This window comes from Lysinibacillus sp. NPDC097231, from assembly GCF_044761885.1.
Taxonomy (GTDB): domain Bacteria; phylum Bacillota; class Bacilli; order Bacillales_A; family Planococcaceae; genus Lysinibacillus.
In genome coordinates this window covers 182,976-199,788 of record NZ_JBIWDH010000003.1, presented here as the reverse complement: position 1 = coordinate 199,788, position 16,813 = coordinate 182,976, and the positions used below count along the sequence as shown (strand labels likewise).

The 16,813-nt window shown below is 38.8% G+C and carries 15 protein-coding genes; 11 read left to right on the top strand and 4 right to left on the bottom strand.

The annotated features are described in order from the left end of the window. Positions 1–427: 427 nt before the first annotated feature. From ACIQXF_RS04205 to ACIQXF_RS04195, 3 genes are read right to left on the bottom strand one after another with little or no spacing between them, the layout of a single operon-like run. Entirely contained in the window at positions 428–1,225 is a 798-nt protein-coding gene (locus ACIQXF_RS04205; protein ID WP_402779482.1) for an ABC transporter ATP-binding protein, read from the bottom strand. Positions 1,226–1,239: 14 nt separating this feature from the next. Then, complete coding sequence (locus tag ACIQXF_RS04200; RefSeq protein ID WP_402779480.1) at positions 1,240–2,295, bottom strand: FecCD family ABC transporter permease; 1,056 nt, start codon at positions 2,293–2,295, stop codon at positions 1,240–1,242. Further along, complete coding sequence (locus ACIQXF_RS04195) at positions 2,295–3,296, bottom strand: FecCD family ABC transporter permease (RefSeq protein ID WP_402779478.1); 1,002 nt, start codon at positions 3,294–3,296, stop codon at positions 2,295–2,297. Before ACIQXF_RS04195 ends, ACIQXF_RS04200 begins: the two co-directional genes overlap by 1 nt. Before the next feature lie 146 nt (positions 3,297–3,442). On the opposite strand from ACIQXF_RS04195, the gene ACIQXF_RS04190 reads away from it, so the two are divergent. From ACIQXF_RS04190 to ACIQXF_RS04170, 5 genes are all read left to right on the top strand, one after another. Then, positions 3,443–4,438: an ABC transporter substrate-binding protein gene (locus ACIQXF_RS04190; RefSeq protein ID WP_402779495.1), complete on the top strand. Its 996-nt coding sequence runs from the start codon at positions 3,443–3,445 to the stop codon at positions 4,436–4,438. Between the two features lie 111 nt (positions 4,439–4,549). Continuing rightward, complete coding sequence (locus tag ACIQXF_RS04185; RefSeq protein WP_402779476.1) at positions 4,550–5,761, top strand: diaminopropionate ammonia-lyase; 1,212 nt, start codon at positions 4,550–4,552, stop codon at positions 5,759–5,761. A gap of 158 nt (positions 5,762–5,919) precedes the next feature. Then, a complete protein-coding gene (locus tag ACIQXF_RS04180) occupies positions 5,920–6,681 on the top strand; it encodes a MerR family transcriptional regulator (RefSeq protein WP_402779474.1) in 762 nt (253 codons plus the stop codon). 89 nt (positions 6,682–6,770) lie between these two features. After that, complete coding sequence (locus ACIQXF_RS04175; RefSeq protein WP_402779472.1) at positions 6,771–7,208, top strand: TraR/DksA C4-type zinc finger protein; 438 nt, start codon at positions 6,771–6,773, stop codon at positions 7,206–7,208. A gap of 45 nt (positions 7,209–7,253) precedes the next feature. Beyond that, positions 7,254–8,180 carry a dipeptidase gene (locus ACIQXF_RS04170; RefSeq protein WP_402779470.1) on the top strand — a complete coding sequence of 309 codons (927 nt, stop codon included), beginning with the start codon at positions 7,254–7,256 and terminating at the stop codon, positions 8,178–8,180. A 187-nt stretch (positions 8,181–8,367) separates the two neighbouring features. Here ACIQXF_RS04170 and ACIQXF_RS04165 read toward each other — a convergent pair whose 3' ends face one another. Then, positions 8,368–9,288 carry a 1,4-dihydroxy-2-naphthoate polyprenyltransferase gene (locus tag ACIQXF_RS04165; RefSeq protein ID WP_402779468.1) on the bottom strand — a complete coding sequence of 307 codons (921 nt, stop codon included), beginning with the start codon at positions 9,286–9,288 and terminating at the stop codon, positions 8,368–8,370. A 325-nt stretch (positions 9,289–9,613) separates the two neighbouring features. On the opposite strand from ACIQXF_RS04165, the gene ACIQXF_RS04160 reads away from it, so the two are divergent. From ACIQXF_RS04160 to ACIQXF_RS04135, 6 genes are all read left to right on the top strand, one after another. Then, positions 9,614–10,999 (top strand): isochorismate synthase, encoded by a 1,386-nt coding sequence (locus tag ACIQXF_RS04160; protein WP_402779466.1) that lies wholly within the window; start codon positions 9,614–9,616, stop codon positions 10,997–10,999. Beyond that, positions 10,992–12,716 carry a 2-succinyl-5-enolpyruvyl-6-hydroxy-3-cyclohexene-1-carboxylic-acid synthase gene (gene menD / locus ACIQXF_RS04155; RefSeq protein WP_402779464.1) on the top strand — a complete coding sequence of 575 codons (1,725 nt, stop codon included), beginning with the start codon at positions 10,992–10,994 and terminating at the stop codon, positions 12,714–12,716. The genes ACIQXF_RS04160 and menD overlap by 8 nt, the downstream gene beginning before the upstream one ends. Further along, complete coding sequence (menH, locus tag ACIQXF_RS04150) at positions 12,704–13,540, top strand: 2-succinyl-6-hydroxy-2,4-cyclohexadiene-1-carboxylate synthase (protein WP_402779462.1); 837 nt, start codon at positions 12,704–12,706, stop codon at positions 13,538–13,540. The genes menD and menH overlap by 13 nt, the downstream gene beginning before the upstream one ends. Before the next feature lie 225 nt (positions 13,541–13,765). Then, positions 13,766–14,584, top strand: coding sequence for a 1,4-dihydroxy-2-naphthoyl-CoA synthase (menB, locus tag ACIQXF_RS04145; RefSeq protein ID WP_274794182.1), 819 nt, complete (start codon positions 13,766–13,768; stop codon positions 14,582–14,584). A 258-nt stretch (positions 14,585–14,842) separates the two neighbouring features. Then, positions 14,843–16,267: an o-succinylbenzoate--CoA ligase gene (locus ACIQXF_RS04140; protein ID WP_402779459.1), complete on the top strand. Its 1,425-nt coding sequence runs from the start codon at positions 14,843–14,845 to the stop codon at positions 16,265–16,267. A gap of 229 nt (positions 16,268–16,496) precedes the next feature. After that, a complete protein-coding gene (locus ACIQXF_RS04135) occupies positions 16,497–16,706 on the top strand; it encodes a hypothetical protein (RefSeq protein WP_402779457.1) in 210 nt (69 codons plus the stop codon). The last annotated feature ends 107 nt before the right edge of the window (positions 16,707–16,813 follow it).

Here is a 16,813-nt window from a genome sequence, read left to right as displayed (position 1 = left end):
TCTTGCGTTATTCATCTTAATTGAACCGCCGTATACGGATCCGTACGTACGGTGGTGAGAGAGGTCGGGGGTTAGTCACCCCCTCCTACTCGATTTATCTCGCATTAACTGGCTGTAATATATTTGTATCAGAAAGGGCTTAGGCCATTTATACCCATTTCTGTGGAAAAACAAGGTCGAATGAATATGGAATGGGAGTGTGGAAATTTTCATTGAGATATGGCTAAAACAAAGGATAGACTGCATTGTTGAACAGCCGTATACGAAACTCTATGCACAATGATGAAAGAAGTCAGTGCTAAGTCATTTCCTATTATCCGATTACTTTTGTTAAAGTCTTTCCATCACTGTTCGTTACCAAGAGCCTCACAGAATTTTCTAAATCTGTGGAGGCTTTTGGGTTTATTATATTCTCTGGTACTTGTACCTAATAGATTTTGCGACCTTTTCCAAACGGTATACATAATGGCGTACCAAAAATAGGATCGGTTGTCATTTTACAATCTAGATCAAATACATGCTTTACAAGTGAAGTTGTTATAATTTTTTCGGGTCTTCCTTGTTGATAGACTCCTCGATTTTGGACCGTAATGATATGATCAGCATAGCGACATGCCAAGTTAATATCGTGCAAGACCATAATAATAGTTCGCTTTTGCTGTTGATTTAAGTCAAATAGTAAGTCCAAAACTTCTATTTGATGCGTTAAATCTAAATAAGTAGTTGGCTCATCTAGCAGAATGATATCTGTGTCCTGTGCAAGTGTCATAGCAATCCAGGCACGTTGACGTTGACCACCTGAAAGCTCGTCAACGGGTTTATCTTGTAAATGATTAACTCCGGTTGCTTTTAATGCGTTTAATACGATTTCCTCATCTCTCTCTGTCCATTGTTTACGCCAGCTTTGATGAGGATAACGCCCCTGCTTAACAAGTTGTAGTACTGTTAAACCCTCTGGTGCTATAGGTGATTGAGGAAGAATGGCAAGCTTCTTTGCTACTTGTTTAGTGGATAATTTAAAAATATCTTCTCCATCTAATAATACGGAACCCTGTTTAGGCTTTAATAATCTAGCAATAGAACGTAAAAGTGTAGATTTCCCACAGCCATTTGCGCCAATTAGTACAGTAATTTCGTTCATAGGAATAGATAGATTTAAGTTTTCAATGATATTGGAATCACCATAATTTAGTGTTAGTGATTGAGCTTGTAAAGTTTCAGTCATGCTATTTGACTCCTTTATTTTTTAGGGTTTCTAAATAATAGATAGATAAAATAAGGAGCACCAATGGCAGCAGTAAATACACCAGCTGGTACTTCTAAAGGGCTAAATGCAGTGCGTCCGATCATATCTGCAACCATTACTAGCAAAGCTCCTATTGCTGCACAAGTTGGTATTAAAACACCAAATGCTGGTCCTACGATACGGCGAGCAATATGAGGTGCCATTAAACCGACAAATCCGATAGATCCAGCAAATGCTATTGCACTCGCTACTAAACTTGAACTTAGAAGCATTAGGAATAGGCGTGTTTTTTGCACTGATTGTCCTAAACTTGCAGCTGTATCGTCCCCCAATTCTTGAACATTTAACTGTCGAGTAATAAAAAAGGTTATAAGTAGGAGGACTATTATTAATGGAACTATAATTTGAATTTGGTGCCAATCTGCACTTTTGACACTCCCCGTAATCCACTTATTCGCTTCACTGGCTTGATAAATAGGACCAATAATCATCAATATCGTCGTAATAGCTTGCATGAATGCTGATACTCCAATACCAATTAGTACAAGGCGAGTTGGTGTTACACCATCTTTCCAAGCAAAAAAGTAAACAATAAATCCAACAAAAGTTGCCCCAATAAAACCTGCGAGAGGTAACCATTCAATACTAACTCTTAAGGAGTGATTTGAATCGCTAAATATTGCTAAAAAACCAACAACTGCAGCTCCTCCACCTGCTGAAATACCGATAATCTCCGGAGAAGCTAAAGGGTTTTTAATAATTCCTTGTAATATAGCACCTGCTACTGCTAAAGCCATTCCAGCAAAAGCAGCAATAAAAATTCTAGGTAAACGAAAATCAATAATAATTAGTTGATCAAATTCAGAGCCTTTGCCTATTATGGCCTGCAATACCTTTAGTGGATTTATAAAAGAATCACCTAATGATGCACTAACGAAAAAAACAGCTATTGTAATTAAACTAATCACAACAATTTTTTTTGTGGCACTTTCATCAAGTAAAAAGGACATTTTGTTTTGAAATAAACGTATAGATATTAAATGTTTCATTATTTTTTTCCACCTTTTCGTGCGAGGTAAATAAAGAATGGTGTGCCAATCATTGCTGTCATTACCCCTACTGGTACTTCTTGAGGCATAATTATATAGCGGGCAGCTACATCGGCTATTAATAAAAGGATACCCCCAAATAAAGCAGCCGCTGGAATTAGCCAACGATGATCTGTACCAACAAACTTTCTCGCAAAATGAGGTACCACAATTCCAACAAATCCTATTGGACCTGCTATTGCAACTGATCCACCTGCTAATAAAATCACAATAATGCCAACTGTTAACTTCATTAAACCTAGTGGTAATCCTAGGCCCTTTGCTACATCATCTCCAAGAGCGAGAATATTCATTTTAGAAGAGATTAACAAAGCCACAATCCATCCAATTGCTAAATAGGGTAGTACAGATAAAAGAATTTCAAGTTTTCTCCCTTGTACAGATCCCGCTAACCAAAATAGTACTTGTTCGAGTTCTGCTTCGTTTGTTGCAAGTAAGCCTTGAGTAAAGGAAGCAAAAAGCGCACTAATCGCGGCACCGGCTAGAGTTATTTTGACAGGAGTAACGGCATCTCTACCAGTCGAACTAATACCGTAAACAGATAAAGCTGCAATTGTAGCACCTAAAAAAGCTATCCATGCAAAGGATTGCAAACTCGAGATGTGGAAAAAAATCATCGCAAACACTACTGCAAAACCAGCACCTGCATTAATACCTAATAAGCCAGGAGAGGCTAAAGGGTTTTTGGTTAACGTTTGCATCAGGACGCCTGTTATCGCTAAGGAAGCACCAACACAAGTAGCGATTAATGCTCTGGGAATACGAACATTTTGAATAATGATGTGCTCATTAGAATTATTAAAATGGGTAAAAGACTCATATGTAGTTTGAATGGATGTATTTGCATAGCCGTATACAATACTTATTCCCATACAAAGGAGTAAGAGGAGAGCTCCTACTATTAACGCTACTGTTTTTGAAAAATTATTTTTTAAGATCATATAATTTCGTACTCTTCCTTCAATAGAATGTATAGTAAATTGTTTAAATTAGTTATTGACAGTGATAGATTCATCAAATATGATTATAATCGTTCTTAATTAATTGAAATTGATTATCATTTTCAATGAACATTTTATCATACACAATGGAGGAAGAAAAGGTGCAAAAAGCATTTCGAAAATTACTAGTTTTATTAGTCGTTTTAGCTATTTTTGTTTTAGCTGCTTGTGGCAATACTAAAGAAAACACTAAAGAAGAAAGTACAACTGGAAGTAAAGCTTATAGTGTCGAACATGCTATGGGGACAACTGAAGTAAAGGACATGCCAAAACGTGTTGTCGTTTTAACAAATGAAGGTACAGAAGCACTGTTAGCTTTAGGTATTAAGCCAGTAGGTGCAGTACAATCTTGGACAGGTGATCCCTGGTATGACCATATTAAAGATCAAATGGACGGCGTAGAAGTTGTCGGCATTGAACATGAAATTAATATCGAAAAAATTGCTTCTTTAAAACCAGATCTAATCATTGGTAATAAACTAAGACAAGAAAAAGATTATGCGAAACTTAGCAAAATTGCTCCAACCGTTTTCTCAGAAACTTTACGCGGTGATTGGAAAGAAAACTTTAAACTTTATGCAAAAGCAGTAAATCAAGAAGCTAAAGGCGAGGAAGTTTTAAAAGCATACGATGAGAAAGTACAAGCTCTTAAAGAAAAACTTGGAGACCAAACAAACCAAGAAATTTCATTCGTACGCTTTATGGCGGATAAGTCTCGTATCTATTATACAGATTCATACTCAGGTGTTATTTTTGATGCCTTAGGTTTTAAACGAGTACCAGAGCAGGCAGATTTATTTAAAGATAATTCAAAATTAGGGAAATTAGCTATTGATATAGGAAAAGAAGCAATCCCTCAAATGGATGGGGATGTTATTTTTTACTTTACATACATGCCAACCGGGGATGACTCTGCATTAAAAACAGAAGAAGAATGGACAAATGATCCACTATGGAAAAACCTAAGTGCAGTACAAAAAGGAAATGCTTATAAAGTTGACGACGTAATATGGAATACAGCAGGTGGTATCCTTGCAGCTAATATTATGCTTGACCAAGTTGAAGAAATCTTTGTTAAATAACTGTTAAGAACGCTATACAATTATCATTTTATTGTATAGCGTTTTTCTTATTTTGAGTTTTGTACTCCTATAAGCTAAGATGGTGATAGGACTAAGACTAGGGGGATACGGATGGATAAATTAATGTGGGTAGATAATCAACAATATTTATTACAAAAAAACATAGAACAAACAATAGCTTTTTTACATAATTTCGCACCAGATCAAGTGAATCGTGTGACAACATTTCATCAAACATATGAGAATTTTAAACAAACACCTTTACGCAGTTTAAATGCTCTCGCTTCATTAGTTGGAGTAGATAACATTAAGGTAAAAGATGAATCTTTTCGATTTGACTTAAATGCATTCAAGGTTTTAGGTGGTGTTTATGCCATAGGGCGGTATGTTGCTCAAATGTTAGGGAGAAATATTGATGAGCTGTCATTTAAAGAGCTAAAATCATCAAAAGTAAAGGAGCAGTTAGGGGACTTAACGTTTATTTCAACGACAGATGGAAATCACGGTCGTGGAGTGGCCTGGGCTGCAAGAGAGCTTGGTTTTCAGGCGCGTATTTATATGCCAGCTGGTAGTGCAGAGGAACGTTTGCAAAATATTAAAAATGAGGGAGCCTATGCTGAAATAACGACGATGAATTATGATGATACAGTTCGATATACCTCACAGCTGGCAAAGGAAAATGGCTGGGTCATTATTCAAGATACAATGTGGGAAGGTTATGAGGAAATTCCATTATGGATTATGCAGGGATATACAACATTAGTAAAAGAAATTGTTGAACAATTGGAAAATGCACCTACACATGTATTTTTGCAGGCAGGCGTAGGATCATTTGCCGGAGCTATTGTCGCTTTTTTAACGCAATATTATGAGCAAGAAATAACGTTTGTCTTAGTTGAGCCTTATGCAGCAAATTGCTTTTATGAAAGTTTTAAAGAAGGAACAGAGCAGTTTGTAACAGTTGGCGGAGAGATGCAGACAATTATGGCAGGGCTTGCATGTGGTGAACCGAATCCATTAGCCTGGGATTTATTAAAAACTTATACAAAGGTGAGTATCTGTTGTGATGAGGAGGTTGCTGCAACTGGTATGCGCATTCTTGGCAATCCGTTAGCTACAGATGCACGAATTATTGCAGGAGAATCAGGGGCTGCTCCTGTCGGATGTTTTTATGAATTGATGACCAATTCGCAATATACGGAACTGAAGGACAGTTTACAATTAGATAAAAGCTCTCGTGTATTGTTTATTAATACTGAGGGAGACACTGATATAGAGAACTATAGAAATATTGTGTGGCATGGGAAATATGCCAAGATGTAAAAATAATAGCAGACTAGCATGATAGGGATGGCTAGTTTGCTTTTTTTATTCACAATAAGCTAAAAAATGCCCGAATGATGAAAAAAATTTTTTAGATTTTCTGGTTGACATTAACGTTGCGTAAAGGTTTACAGTAGCATTAGTGGAGGTGAGAAAGTGTGGAATATACGATCCAAGAGCTTGCTCAATTGTCCGGGGTTAGCACGAGAACACTGCGTTATTACGATGAAATCGGATTGCTTAAACCAGCAAGAACCAATGAGGCCGGCTATCGATTTTACGGTCAATTTGAGGTAGATATGCTACAGCAAATTTTATTTTATCGAGCATTAGATATGAAGCTAGCAACTATTCAGGACATAATTCAAGCTCCTGATTTTCGGCCTACAGAGGCACTTAAAACACATCATGCTGCGTTACTAAAACGCAAGGAGCAGCTTGAAAAAATATTACAAACAGTGGAAAAAACAATTCAATCTATTGAGGAGGAACGACCAATGACAAATGAAGAGAAATTTAATGGATTTAAAGAGAAGCTAATTGAGGATAATGAGAAGCAATATGGTCATGAAATTCGTACAAAATATGGGGATGAAAAGGTTGACGCGTCGAATGCAAAGTTAATGAATTTGACTGAGGAACAATTTAAAGCCATGCAGCAGCTAGAACAGCAATTATTAGATCGTTTAAAAGAGGCGCTAGAAATGGGTAATACAAAAAGTGATGTGGCTATGGAGGTGGCGGAGCTTCATAAGCGTTGGCTATGTTTTTCATGGTCACAATATTCAAAGGAGGCACATGCAGGTATAGCACAGATGTATTTAGCAGATGAACGCTTTACATCTTATTATGATGAACGTGTTTCTAAGGGGGCAACGCAATTTTTACATGATGCTATCATAAATTATACGAAAAAATAAGTGATTCCTCCTCATGCTTTCATGTTTTAGAAATATTAATTTAGGAAAAAATGAAGGATGAGGAGGAGATGTTTTTGAACCCACAAGAAATGGAAAAATTTAAAAAGCAATTAGAGCAGGAATTACAGGAGATAGAAAAGCAACTTGAGGAATCGGAGCGACCACAAGCGACTGAGTTATCTAATTATGATAATCATCCAGCTGATAATGCCAGTGATTTAACTGATCAGCTAACGGAAATGGTGATTGATGAGCACCGTAGTGACCATGCTGAGGAAATAAAACATGCATTGCAAGCGATGGAGGATGGTACTTATGGAAAATGTGCTATATGTGGAGAAGAGATTCCTATTGGTCGCTTAGAAGCTAAGCCGGAAGCATTGACTTGTGTTGAGCATGCAGAAAAAATGGAAGATTATTTAAGGCCAGTAGAGGAAGATGTGTTGTCTCCTACACCAAAATCAGATGACTTCATAGAACTTGAACAATTCGGCAACTCTGATACACCTCAAGATAAAAGTTTGTAAGCATTTCCACCTCCAAGCAGTATAATAGCTGTATGAGGTGAGAATATGGAGATAATTGATTTACACTGTGATGCACTATGGAAATTAACAACTTTAGAAGATGCAAAATTTGAAAATGATGAACGTTTGGCTACCAATCGAGGAAGATTACAATTAGGGCAAGTAAAAGCACAAGTTTTTGCTATTTATATTAATCCTGAAATTTCACAAAGTGTGCAATTTTTGGAAGTTGTACGTCAAATTGAAGCCTTTCATACACATGTATTACAAACTGAAGGCATGGTTCACATTACTGATTGGTCACAATTAGATACTTTAGCTCCGCATGAAATTGGGGCTATTTTAAGTTTAGAGGGCTGTGCTCCAATCGGCAAAGATTTAGCAAAGCTTTCTGTGATATTAGATGCAGGCGTGAAGCTTGTTGGGCTAACATGGAATGAAGAAAATGCCGTAGCTCACGGTGCTGAACAGGATGCAAGCCTTGGTTTAAAGCCATTTGGTAAAGAGGTTATAAACTTGTTAAACGAGCGAGATATTATTATCGATGTCTCACATTTAAATGAACAGAGCTTCTGGGACGTGCTACCTTTAACAAAGTATATCATCGCGAGTCATAGTAATGCACGTGCGCTTTGTGATCATCCACGAAATTTAACGGATGCTCAAGCAAAGGCGCTAGTAGAGCATGGTGGACATATTCATGTAGTTTACTTTCCTTCTTTTATCGGTGCCAATGCTACAATGGATGATTTAGTAGCGCATGTCAAACATCTGGCAAATATAGTGGGAGTAGAGCATCTTGGATTAGGTTCAGACTTTGATGGGATTGATGCTACTATAAAAGGATTAGCGCATGCTGGAGAGGCACAAAATTTGCTAGAGGCTTTAGGTGAACATTTTTCAGTCGAAGAAGTTCGTGGTATTGCAAATAATAATTTTCGACGCTATGTAAAAAATGCAGCAACCTGTTAAGGCGCTGCATTTTAATTTCTTTCAAGCCCCCGGCGGATGTCATGGAATCAGAAAGGAATGAATATAGGATGTTCGCTTAAAATCATCGTATCCATGCGATAACGGTAACTGACCTGCATCTTGCAGGCCTAAACACAAAGCTAATTTTCGGACGCAATTATTTCGAGTCATAGTTGATTGTTGTATCTTAGTAAAAGAAATATTGAATTAATAAACCGATTCCTAAGAGGAAGCCGAAGAATGTATTCGTTTGCGCTGTAAATTTCATCGCAGGCATCACTTCTTTGGCTTCTTTTTTATCGCGGAAAATTTGAATCGAACGCAGTGGCTTTGGAACACTTAAGAAAATAATTAAAGCCCAAAAAGTAATGCCATCAATTGCTACAAGGGAGATTACCCATAAGTATGAAACGATAAAAAAGCCAGATAACACAGAAATGGCACGATCACGACCTACTAAAATGGCAAGCGTCTTTCTACCACCCTCTGTATCGCCAACGATGTCACGAATATTATTGGACAGCATGATAGCACCCACTAAAATCATACTTGGTACAGAGAGTAAAACGGCATCAAGAGTAACTGTAAGCGTTTGAATATAAAAGGCAATTAAGACGATACCCATTCCCATAACAGCTCCAGATACAATTTCACCAAATGGGGAATAGGCTATTGGATACGGTCCTCCTGTATATAAAAAACCAATTAGCATACAAACAAGGCCGACAGCTGCAAGCCACCAAGAAGTAGAGGCACATATGTAAATGCCAAGTAACATCGCGATAGCATAAAAGCTTAAGGCAATCATCATAATTGTTTTTGGCTGAACGCCATGACGGACAATCGTTCCGCCGATACCGACAGAATGTTCATTATCTAACCCTAGTTTGTAATCGTAGTATTCGTTGAACATATTTGTTGCTGCTTGTATAAGCATACTTGCAATGAGCATAGCAAAAAATAGTCCAAAATCAATTGTTTGTTTCTCAATTGCAAGGGCAATTGCTGTTCCTAAAAATACTGGAACGAATGAAGCGGTTAAAGTATGTGGACGTGTTAAATGCCACCAAACTTTAAAACCCCTATCAGCTTCAATGACTTTGGTCATAAGGTCTTTCTCTCCTTCAAATGTTGTAGACTCTTCTTATTTTAAACGAAGAAAGAGAAATTGGGTAGGTTCACAGCTTATTACATACAGTTCAGTTGAAAAAAATGATACAATAGAACATGCACTTATGAACTGGAAACAAAAATTAGGATAATAGCAACAGTACGAGAAATAGGCTGTCTAACATATAAAGATGGCTATTTTAACGAAAAGAATATGATGTAGTGATAGTACAAACGCTCACTTCATTAAGCAAGCCCCGGTCAGATATACTTGAACCGAGGCGTCATTCATTATGTACATTGCAACAACGGAGGTAATTTTCATGCAACAGAAGTGGTACCAAGCCACAGAAGTAGAAGTGGACTCTTTGGGCCAAAGCCTTCATTTTTATATGGAAACAATTGAAGTAAGTCGCTTATCTGCGCTAGCATTTTATGCAGCGGGCGAGGAGCGTTATAAAGGTGAACGATTTTATTGGCAAAATAGAGAAAAAACAATGACATTAGTAGGGCTTGGACATGCTCATACGATTCACAATAACGCCAAAGATGATCGTTTTGATGCCGTAGAAGCAGAGTGGAAAAGCTTAACGAAAAACTGTGTAAAAGGACAGAGTGAACTACAGCCAATTTTGTTTGGTGGTTTTACATTCGATCCTCAAAATAATGTAGATGGAGAGTGGACAGACTTCCCAGAGGCTTACTTTGCATTAGCAACGTATCAGCTTGTCATTCGTGATGACAAAGCGTATGTAAGCATTCATCTTATTACAAGGGATCAGCAGACAGAGGCGCAATTTGAAGCGCTACGTAAAGAGCGAGATCATCTAATTCATGCCGCTCAGGTAAAAGAAGTGAAAACGTATTCAAAGCCCGAGATTACAAGTTATTACGAGCCATATAAGGATCCATACTTAGCTTCAATTGATCAAGTAACGGCATTGATTAAGCAGAAGAAGGCAGATAAAGTCGTAATTGCACGGTCACTGGCATTACAATTTAAGGAGCACGTAACTTCACCGCAAGTGCTATCACAAATTATTCATGAACAGCCAGAAAGCTATTTATTTGGTTTAGAGCGTCAAGATTTACTGTTTTTTGGTGCGTCACCTGAACGTCTTGTAAAGGTAGAAGATGGACGTGCCTTTTCATCTTGTGTTGCCGGCTCTATTAAACGTGGTAAGACAGCTGAGGAAGATGAAGCCTACGGACAGAGGTTATTAAATGATCCCAAAAATGGTGGCGAGCATCAATATGTTGTCGATATGATTGCGGAAACATTTCGTAAAAATTGTATCGATGTGAAAATACCAGATAGCCCTCGCTTACTGAAAATTAGAGATATACAACATCTATACACACCTGTTGAGGGTCAATTAAATAGAGAAGCATCAATTTTACAACTAACTAAGTCATTGCATCCAACGCCTGCTTTAGGTGGTGTTCCGAGAAAAGAAGCAATGGCAGCTATTCGTAAATATGAGCCTATGAATCGTGGACTTTATGCTGCGCCAATTGGTTGGATGGATGCAGAGGGTAATGGGGAATTTGCAGTTGCTATTCGTTCAGCTGCTTTACTTACGGATAAAGCCTATTTATATGCTGGTGGCGGTATTGTAGCAGATTCAGAACCACAATCTGAATACGAGGAAACATTAGTGAAATTCCGCCCAATGCTTCGTGCGCTAGGAGGACAATTACATGAATGAACGGAAAATTTTAACGGATTATGTTTATAAAATGGTCGCATCTTTAGTACAAGCTGGTGTAGAAAACGTTGTAATTAGCCCGGGCTCACGTTCAACGCCACTAGCCTATGCTTTTGCTTCAACGAAACAGCTCCATATGTATCGTCAGGTTGATGAGCGCTCAGCTGCCTTTTTTGCACTAGGTATAGCTAAGGCTACAGCAAAACCTGTTGTACTTTTATGTACATCTGGAACAGCTGCAGCAAACTATTTTCCTGCCATTGTGGAAGCAAGCTATGCTCGTGTACCGTTAATTGTCATTACAGCTGATCGTCCACATGAATTGCGGGAGGTAGGAGCACCTCAAGCTATTCATCAGCCAAATTTATACGGTAAGCATGTTAAATGGAGTGTAGATTTCCCGCTACCAGATGATGCTGCACCAACACTACCATTTATAGAGCGCCATATCGCTCGTGCAGTAGCAATTGCAACAAGCGCACCGTTTGGACCAGTGCATATTAACGTACCATTCCGAGAACCTTTATTGATTGATTTTAGGGATGAGCTTCCAGAGGCAACATTTAAGAACAGTAGTATCGCTCAGCTAATGCCTCCAAAGGCAACTCAGCAGGAGCTATCGAAAATTTTAAGTGCTTCCGAAAGAGGTTTTGTGATTATTGGGGAACTAGCCCTTGGTACAGATTTAACATTCTTGTGGGAGTTTGTTCGCCAATTAAAATGGCCGGTCATTGTCGAAAGTTTATCGCATATGCGAACGTCTGTCCCAACGGATTGTCTGCCGTACATTATCACGACGTATGATGCAATAATGAAGAGTGAAGAGTTTAAAGCATTGGTTAAACCTAATACGGTGCTTCGTTTAGGAGCACAGCCAGTTTCTAAATTTATCATGCAATTTATCACAAAATCTCAACCAGATGCTTATATAGTAGTCGATGAAGATCCGATGTTCCGTGATTCTACAGGTGTCTCTACTCATTTTATTCAAGCAAGCATGGGTGAGTGGCTTACTCAACTGGAGATTTCTAAAACAGCGTTAGAGTCTGAGTATTTAGCTGAATGGCAGGATGCCAATGATATTGCACTAGAGTATATAGAACATTATTCTGAAGCTGCTATCGATGAGGGAGCAATGGTCAGTCATTTACTGAAGATAATCCCAAATGGTAGTGATATTTTTGTGAGTAGCAGTATGCCAGTGCGTGATATTGATACGTTTTTAATGGCTACACCGAAAGATATTCGAATTGTTGCGAATCGTGGCACAAATGGTATTGATGGCGTCGTATCAACAGCAATGGGCTTTAGTCAAGGTAATAATCGTGAAACCTACTTACTTATAGGAGATTTAGCGTTTTTACATGATGTCAACGGTCTTATTGCTTCAAGATATCAGGAGTGCAACTTGACGATCATCGTTATGAATAATGATGGTGGCGGTATATTCTCTTATTTACCACAATCTACAGTGGAAGCACATTATGAAGATTTATTTGGCACGCCTACTGCTCTTGAATTCCATGATATTGCCAAGATGTATGACATGGACTACATTCGTGTAGAAGATATTTCAGAGCTATCAGAGAAGTTTAAGACGACAAAAAAACGTCCATTGCGCTTATTAGAAATTTTCACAGACAGAGAGGAAAATGTTTATGCGCACAAGGCACTTTGGAATCGTATTAACGCGGGGTTAAAAGCATGGCAAAGCTAATGATTGGTGGGCTTGAAACACATGTGGAGATCTGGAATGATGGAGCGCAGCAAACGCTCGTTGCCTTACACGGTTTTACAGGTAGTACGGCTACATGGCGAAATTTAGCGAAAACTCTGACTAATGTACGAGTAGTTGCGATTGATTGTATTGGACATGGGCAAACAGCTATACCTTCGCATATCGGTCGCTTCTCTATGCATGAACAAATCCAAGATTTAGAGGAAGTTTTTGAACAGCTACAGCTAAAACAATTTACGCTGTTAGGCTATTCAATGGGAGGAAGAATTGCATTATCGTATGCACTCTCCTGCCCTGAGCGCATTGAAAAGCTTATTTTAGAAAGTGCTTCCCCAGGTTTACGAACTTCACAGGAACGTTCTGAACGTTGTGAAAGAGATAACGCTCTAGCTGAAAAAATTATTGATAATGGTTTACGATCTTTTGTTAATGCGTGGGAGAACATTCCTTTGTTTGAGTCCCAAAAGCGTTTACCACACAGTGTACGACAAGCTATTCAGGCAGAACGACTTTCTCAGAAGGAGGAAGGCCTGGCAGGTAGCTTACGGGGCATTGGTACAGGCACCCAACCGTCAAATTGGATATCAATGGCTGAGCTTGAATGTCCTGTTTTATTAATAACTGGCTCACTTGATGAGAAATTTTGTAAAATTGCACTAGAAATGAAAGCGTTATTAAAAAATGTTAAGCATAAGATAGTAAATGATGCTGGACATGCAATTCATGTGGAAAATCCCGCTGAGTTTGCTACAATAGTAGAGGAGTATTTAACTTCTTTCAGCAGAAGTCTCCCGCCTTTATAGGTGGTGAGATGAAAGCGGTTTTAAGTCACTTTTCAGCGGGTGTCCAAACACCCGCTGAAAGAAGTTAAAGCCTCCGGCGGATGTCACGGAATCGGAAAGGAGTTCTTTGTGCAGGCACAAAGCCGATTCCAGACGCAATTATGCCGAGGCATAATTGATCGTAATATTATTACGTTACCGCCTCGATTAGTAACGAGACGAATATATTTATTAGGAGGCAATTCAATGACACGTCAATGGACTACTTTACATACTTATGAAGACATTAAGTATGAGTTCTATAACGGTATCGCAAAAATTACGATTAACCGTCCAGAAGTGCGCAACGCATTCCGACCAAAAACGGTAATGGAAATGATCGATGCTTTTTCACGTGCACGTGATGACAAAAATATTGGAGTTATCATTTTAACAGGTGAAGGTGAACATGCCTTCTGTTCAGGTGGAGACCAAAAGGTACGCGGACATGGCGGCTATGTTGGTGAAGATGAAATCCCACGCCTAAACGTTCTTGATTTACAACGTTTAATCCGTGTTATTCCTAAACCAGTAGTAGCGATGGTTGCAGGCTATGCAATCGGTGGAGGACACGTATTACATGTTGTATGTGACCTAACAATTGCTGCTGACAATGCTCGTTTTGGACAAACTGGACCAAAAGTTGGTTCATTCGATGCTGGTTATGGCTCAGGCTATCTTGCACGTATTATTGGTCATAAAAAGGCACGTGAAATTTGGTACCTATGCCGTCAATATGATGCACAACAAGCACTTGATATGGGATTAGTTAACACAGTTGTTCCTTATGAGCAATTGGAGGACGAAACTGTACAATGGTGTGAAGAAATGCTACAAATGTCTCCAACTGCTCTACGCTTCTTAAAAGCAGCAATGAATGCAGATACAGACGGTTTAGCAGGTCTTCAACAAATGGCTGGCGACGCTACTCTTCTTTATTACACAACAGATGAGGCAAAAGAAGGTCGCGACGCATTTAAAGAAAAACGTCAACCAGATTTCGGTCAGTTCCCAAGATTCCCTTGATTATTTAAAGGGTTGCACGGCTCGTATCTTTATGGAGATACGAGCTTTTTGTATGCTTGGGAGGTTGAGACGGATAGAATAGTTGAAGAGATGGATAGGACTGTTCAAATGACGGATAGAATTCCTGAAGTGACGGATAGAATTGTCCAAATGACGGATAGAATCAATAAAGTGACGGATAGACTCGTCCAAGTGAAACAGATAGACGGATAATTCTATAAAGCGGTAAGATAAAGATTGATCGGAGGGACAACAAAAATGTTTCCAAATTGGATTTTACAGCGAGCGTATTTGTCACCGTCGCGAAATGCTTTAACATATAAAGGGCAAACATGGACATTTCAAGAATTAAACGATTTATCTTTAAAGCGTGCCCGCCAACTAACAGCACTGGGTATTAATCAAGGAGACCGTATCGCTATAATGGGACCGAGTAAGCCCACTCTTGTCATCATGATGTACGCATGTATGCATTTACAATGTGAAATGGTCATGTTAAATCGTAGGCTTTCTCAGGCTGAAATAGCCTATCAGTTAGAGGATTCACAGGCAGTGGCAGTATTAATGGCAGATGAGGATATTGGAAAATTACCAGAACATTCGTCTTATCATTTATTTTCTGCTATAGAAAAAGGTGCAGAATTGGCTATTGATATTACGAAAGAATGGTCTTTAAATCAAACAACAACGATTATGTATACATCTGGTACGACTGGCTTTCCAAAGGGTGTGCGTCAAACAGTTGGCAATCATCAGGCAAGTGCAACGGCCTCTGTTCTTAATATAGGTTTGCATGCAGATGATGTATGGCTCTGCGCGGTACCATTATTTCATATTAGCGGCTTTTCAATTTTAGTGCGCTCGCTATTATACGGCAATAAGGTGCATTTATATGATCATTTTGATGTAGAAGCTATTTCACAAAATATTATGGATGGCGATGTCACACACATGTCAGTTGTCGCAGTTACATTAGAAAGAATTCTACATACACTTGAACACCAAAATGCACAAGCCTCTTCACGATTTAAAATGATTTTAGCAGGAGGTGGACCTGTGCCAGTTGATTATTTAAAAAGAGCTCAAGCTTTAAATTTAGCGGTAGCTCAAACTTATGGCATGACAGAAACTTCGTCACAAACGGCAACATTAGCAAATGAAGATGCGATGCGTAAAATTGGTTCAGCTGGAAAGCCATTATTTTTCAATCAAGTTCACATTGCTGAGCCGAATAGCAAGGGTGAAGGAGAAATTTGCATACGTGGTCCACATGTTACACCAGGTTATATTGGACGTTTTGCCCAAAAAAGTGCAACGATTGATGGTTGGCTTCATACTGGAGATATCGGCTATATGGATGAAGAAGGTTATTTGTTTGTCATTGATCGTCGTGCTGATTTAATTATTTCTGGTGGTGAAAATATCTATCCTGCTGAAGTTGAAAATGTGCTGCTTACACATCCTGCTGTTAAGGAAGCGGGCGTATGTGGCATTGATGATGCTGATTGGGGACAAGTACCAATTGCCTTTGTTGTATTAAAACAACAAATACAAGTAGAGCAATTACAAGAATTTTGTCAGAAGAAACTTGCTAAATATAAAATTCCGAAAGAAATTATTGTAACGGACGAGCTTCCTCGAAACGGTGCCAATAAGCTGCTTCGTAGAAAATTAATGAACTAAGACAAAAAAGAAGCCTTCATTGATGGTGTTGCACCCCAAAAGTTAGAGTTAAAAATCTAACTTTAAGGGGTCACTATCTGATAAGAGGGCTTCTTTTCATGTTGTTGAAAAACTATTATGGCCAACACGATGAGGTCATTAAGGCGTTGACATAGGACGTGATGCACTTAGCCTTCGTCCCCTTAGCGGAGGAATCGGCTCGGCGCTCGCCCACAGGAAGCCTTGCTTTGTGCGAAAGCGAAGCGACAGCAACAAATGTTTACTGTGCGAAAGCGAAGCGACAGCAACAAATGTTTACTGTGCGAAAGCGAAGCGACAGCAACAAATGTTTACTGTGCGAAAGCGAAGCGGCAGCAACAAATGTTTACTGTGCGAAAGCGAAGCGGCAGCAACAAATGTTTACTGTGCGAAAGCGAAGCGGCAGCAACAAAGCGAGTAGCCTGGAACGGAAATCACCACATTTAAAGTGCCAAATATTCACTCAGATTTCCATATACAGATTTTTTTAGAGTTTATAAACTTTTAGAATGAAATTAATCATTCATT

What these genes read in the sequence shown, in the direction of transcription:
- ACIQXF_RS04200 (WP_402779480.1), bottom strand. Translation starts at nt 2,295, where the DNA reads ATGAAACATTTAATATCTATACGTTTATTTCAAAACAAAATGTCCTTT.
- ACIQXF_RS04160 (WP_402779466.1), top strand. Translation starts at nt 9,614, where the DNA reads ATGCAACAGAAGTGGTACCAAGCCACAGAAGTAGAAGTGGACTCTTTG.
- ACIQXF_RS04205 (WP_402779482.1), bottom strand. Translation starts at nt 1,225, where the DNA reads ATGACTGAAACTTTACAAGCTCAATCACTAACACTAAATTATGGTGAT.
- ACIQXF_RS04195 (WP_402779478.1), bottom strand. Translation starts at nt 3,296, where the DNA reads ATGATCTTAAAAAATAATTTTTCAAAAACAGTAGCGTTAATAGTAGGA.
- ACIQXF_RS04185 (WP_402779476.1), top strand. Translation starts at nt 4,550, where the DNA reads ATGGATAAATTAATGTGGGTAGATAATCAACAATATTTATTACAAAAA.
- ACIQXF_RS04140 (WP_402779459.1), top strand. Translation starts at nt 14,843, where the DNA reads ATGTTTCCAAATTGGATTTTACAGCGAGCGTATTTGTCACCGTCGCGA.
- menH (WP_402779462.1), top strand. Translation starts at nt 12,704, where the DNA reads ATGGCAAAGCTAATGATTGGTGGGCTTGAAACACATGTGGAGATCTGG.
- menD (WP_402779464.1), top strand. Translation starts at nt 10,992, where the DNA reads ATGAATGAACGGAAAATTTTAACGGATTATGTTTATAAAATGGTCGCA.
- ACIQXF_RS04175 (WP_402779472.1), top strand. Translation starts at nt 6,771, where the DNA reads ATGGAAAAATTTAAAAAGCAATTAGAGCAGGAATTACAGGAGATAGAA.
- ACIQXF_RS04170 (WP_402779470.1), top strand. Translation starts at nt 7,254, where the DNA reads ATGGAGATAATTGATTTACACTGTGATGCACTATGGAAATTAACAACT.
- ACIQXF_RS04190 (WP_402779495.1), top strand. Translation starts at nt 3,443, where the DNA reads ATGGAGGAAGAAAAGGTGCAAAAAGCATTTCGAAAATTACTAGTTTTA.
- menB (WP_274794182.1), top strand. Translation starts at nt 13,766, where the DNA reads ATGACACGTCAATGGACTACTTTACATACTTATGAAGACATTAAGTAT.
- ACIQXF_RS04165 (WP_402779468.1), bottom strand. Translation starts at nt 9,288, where the DNA reads ATGACCAAAGTCATTGAAGCTGATAGGGGTTTTAAAGTTTGGTGGCAT.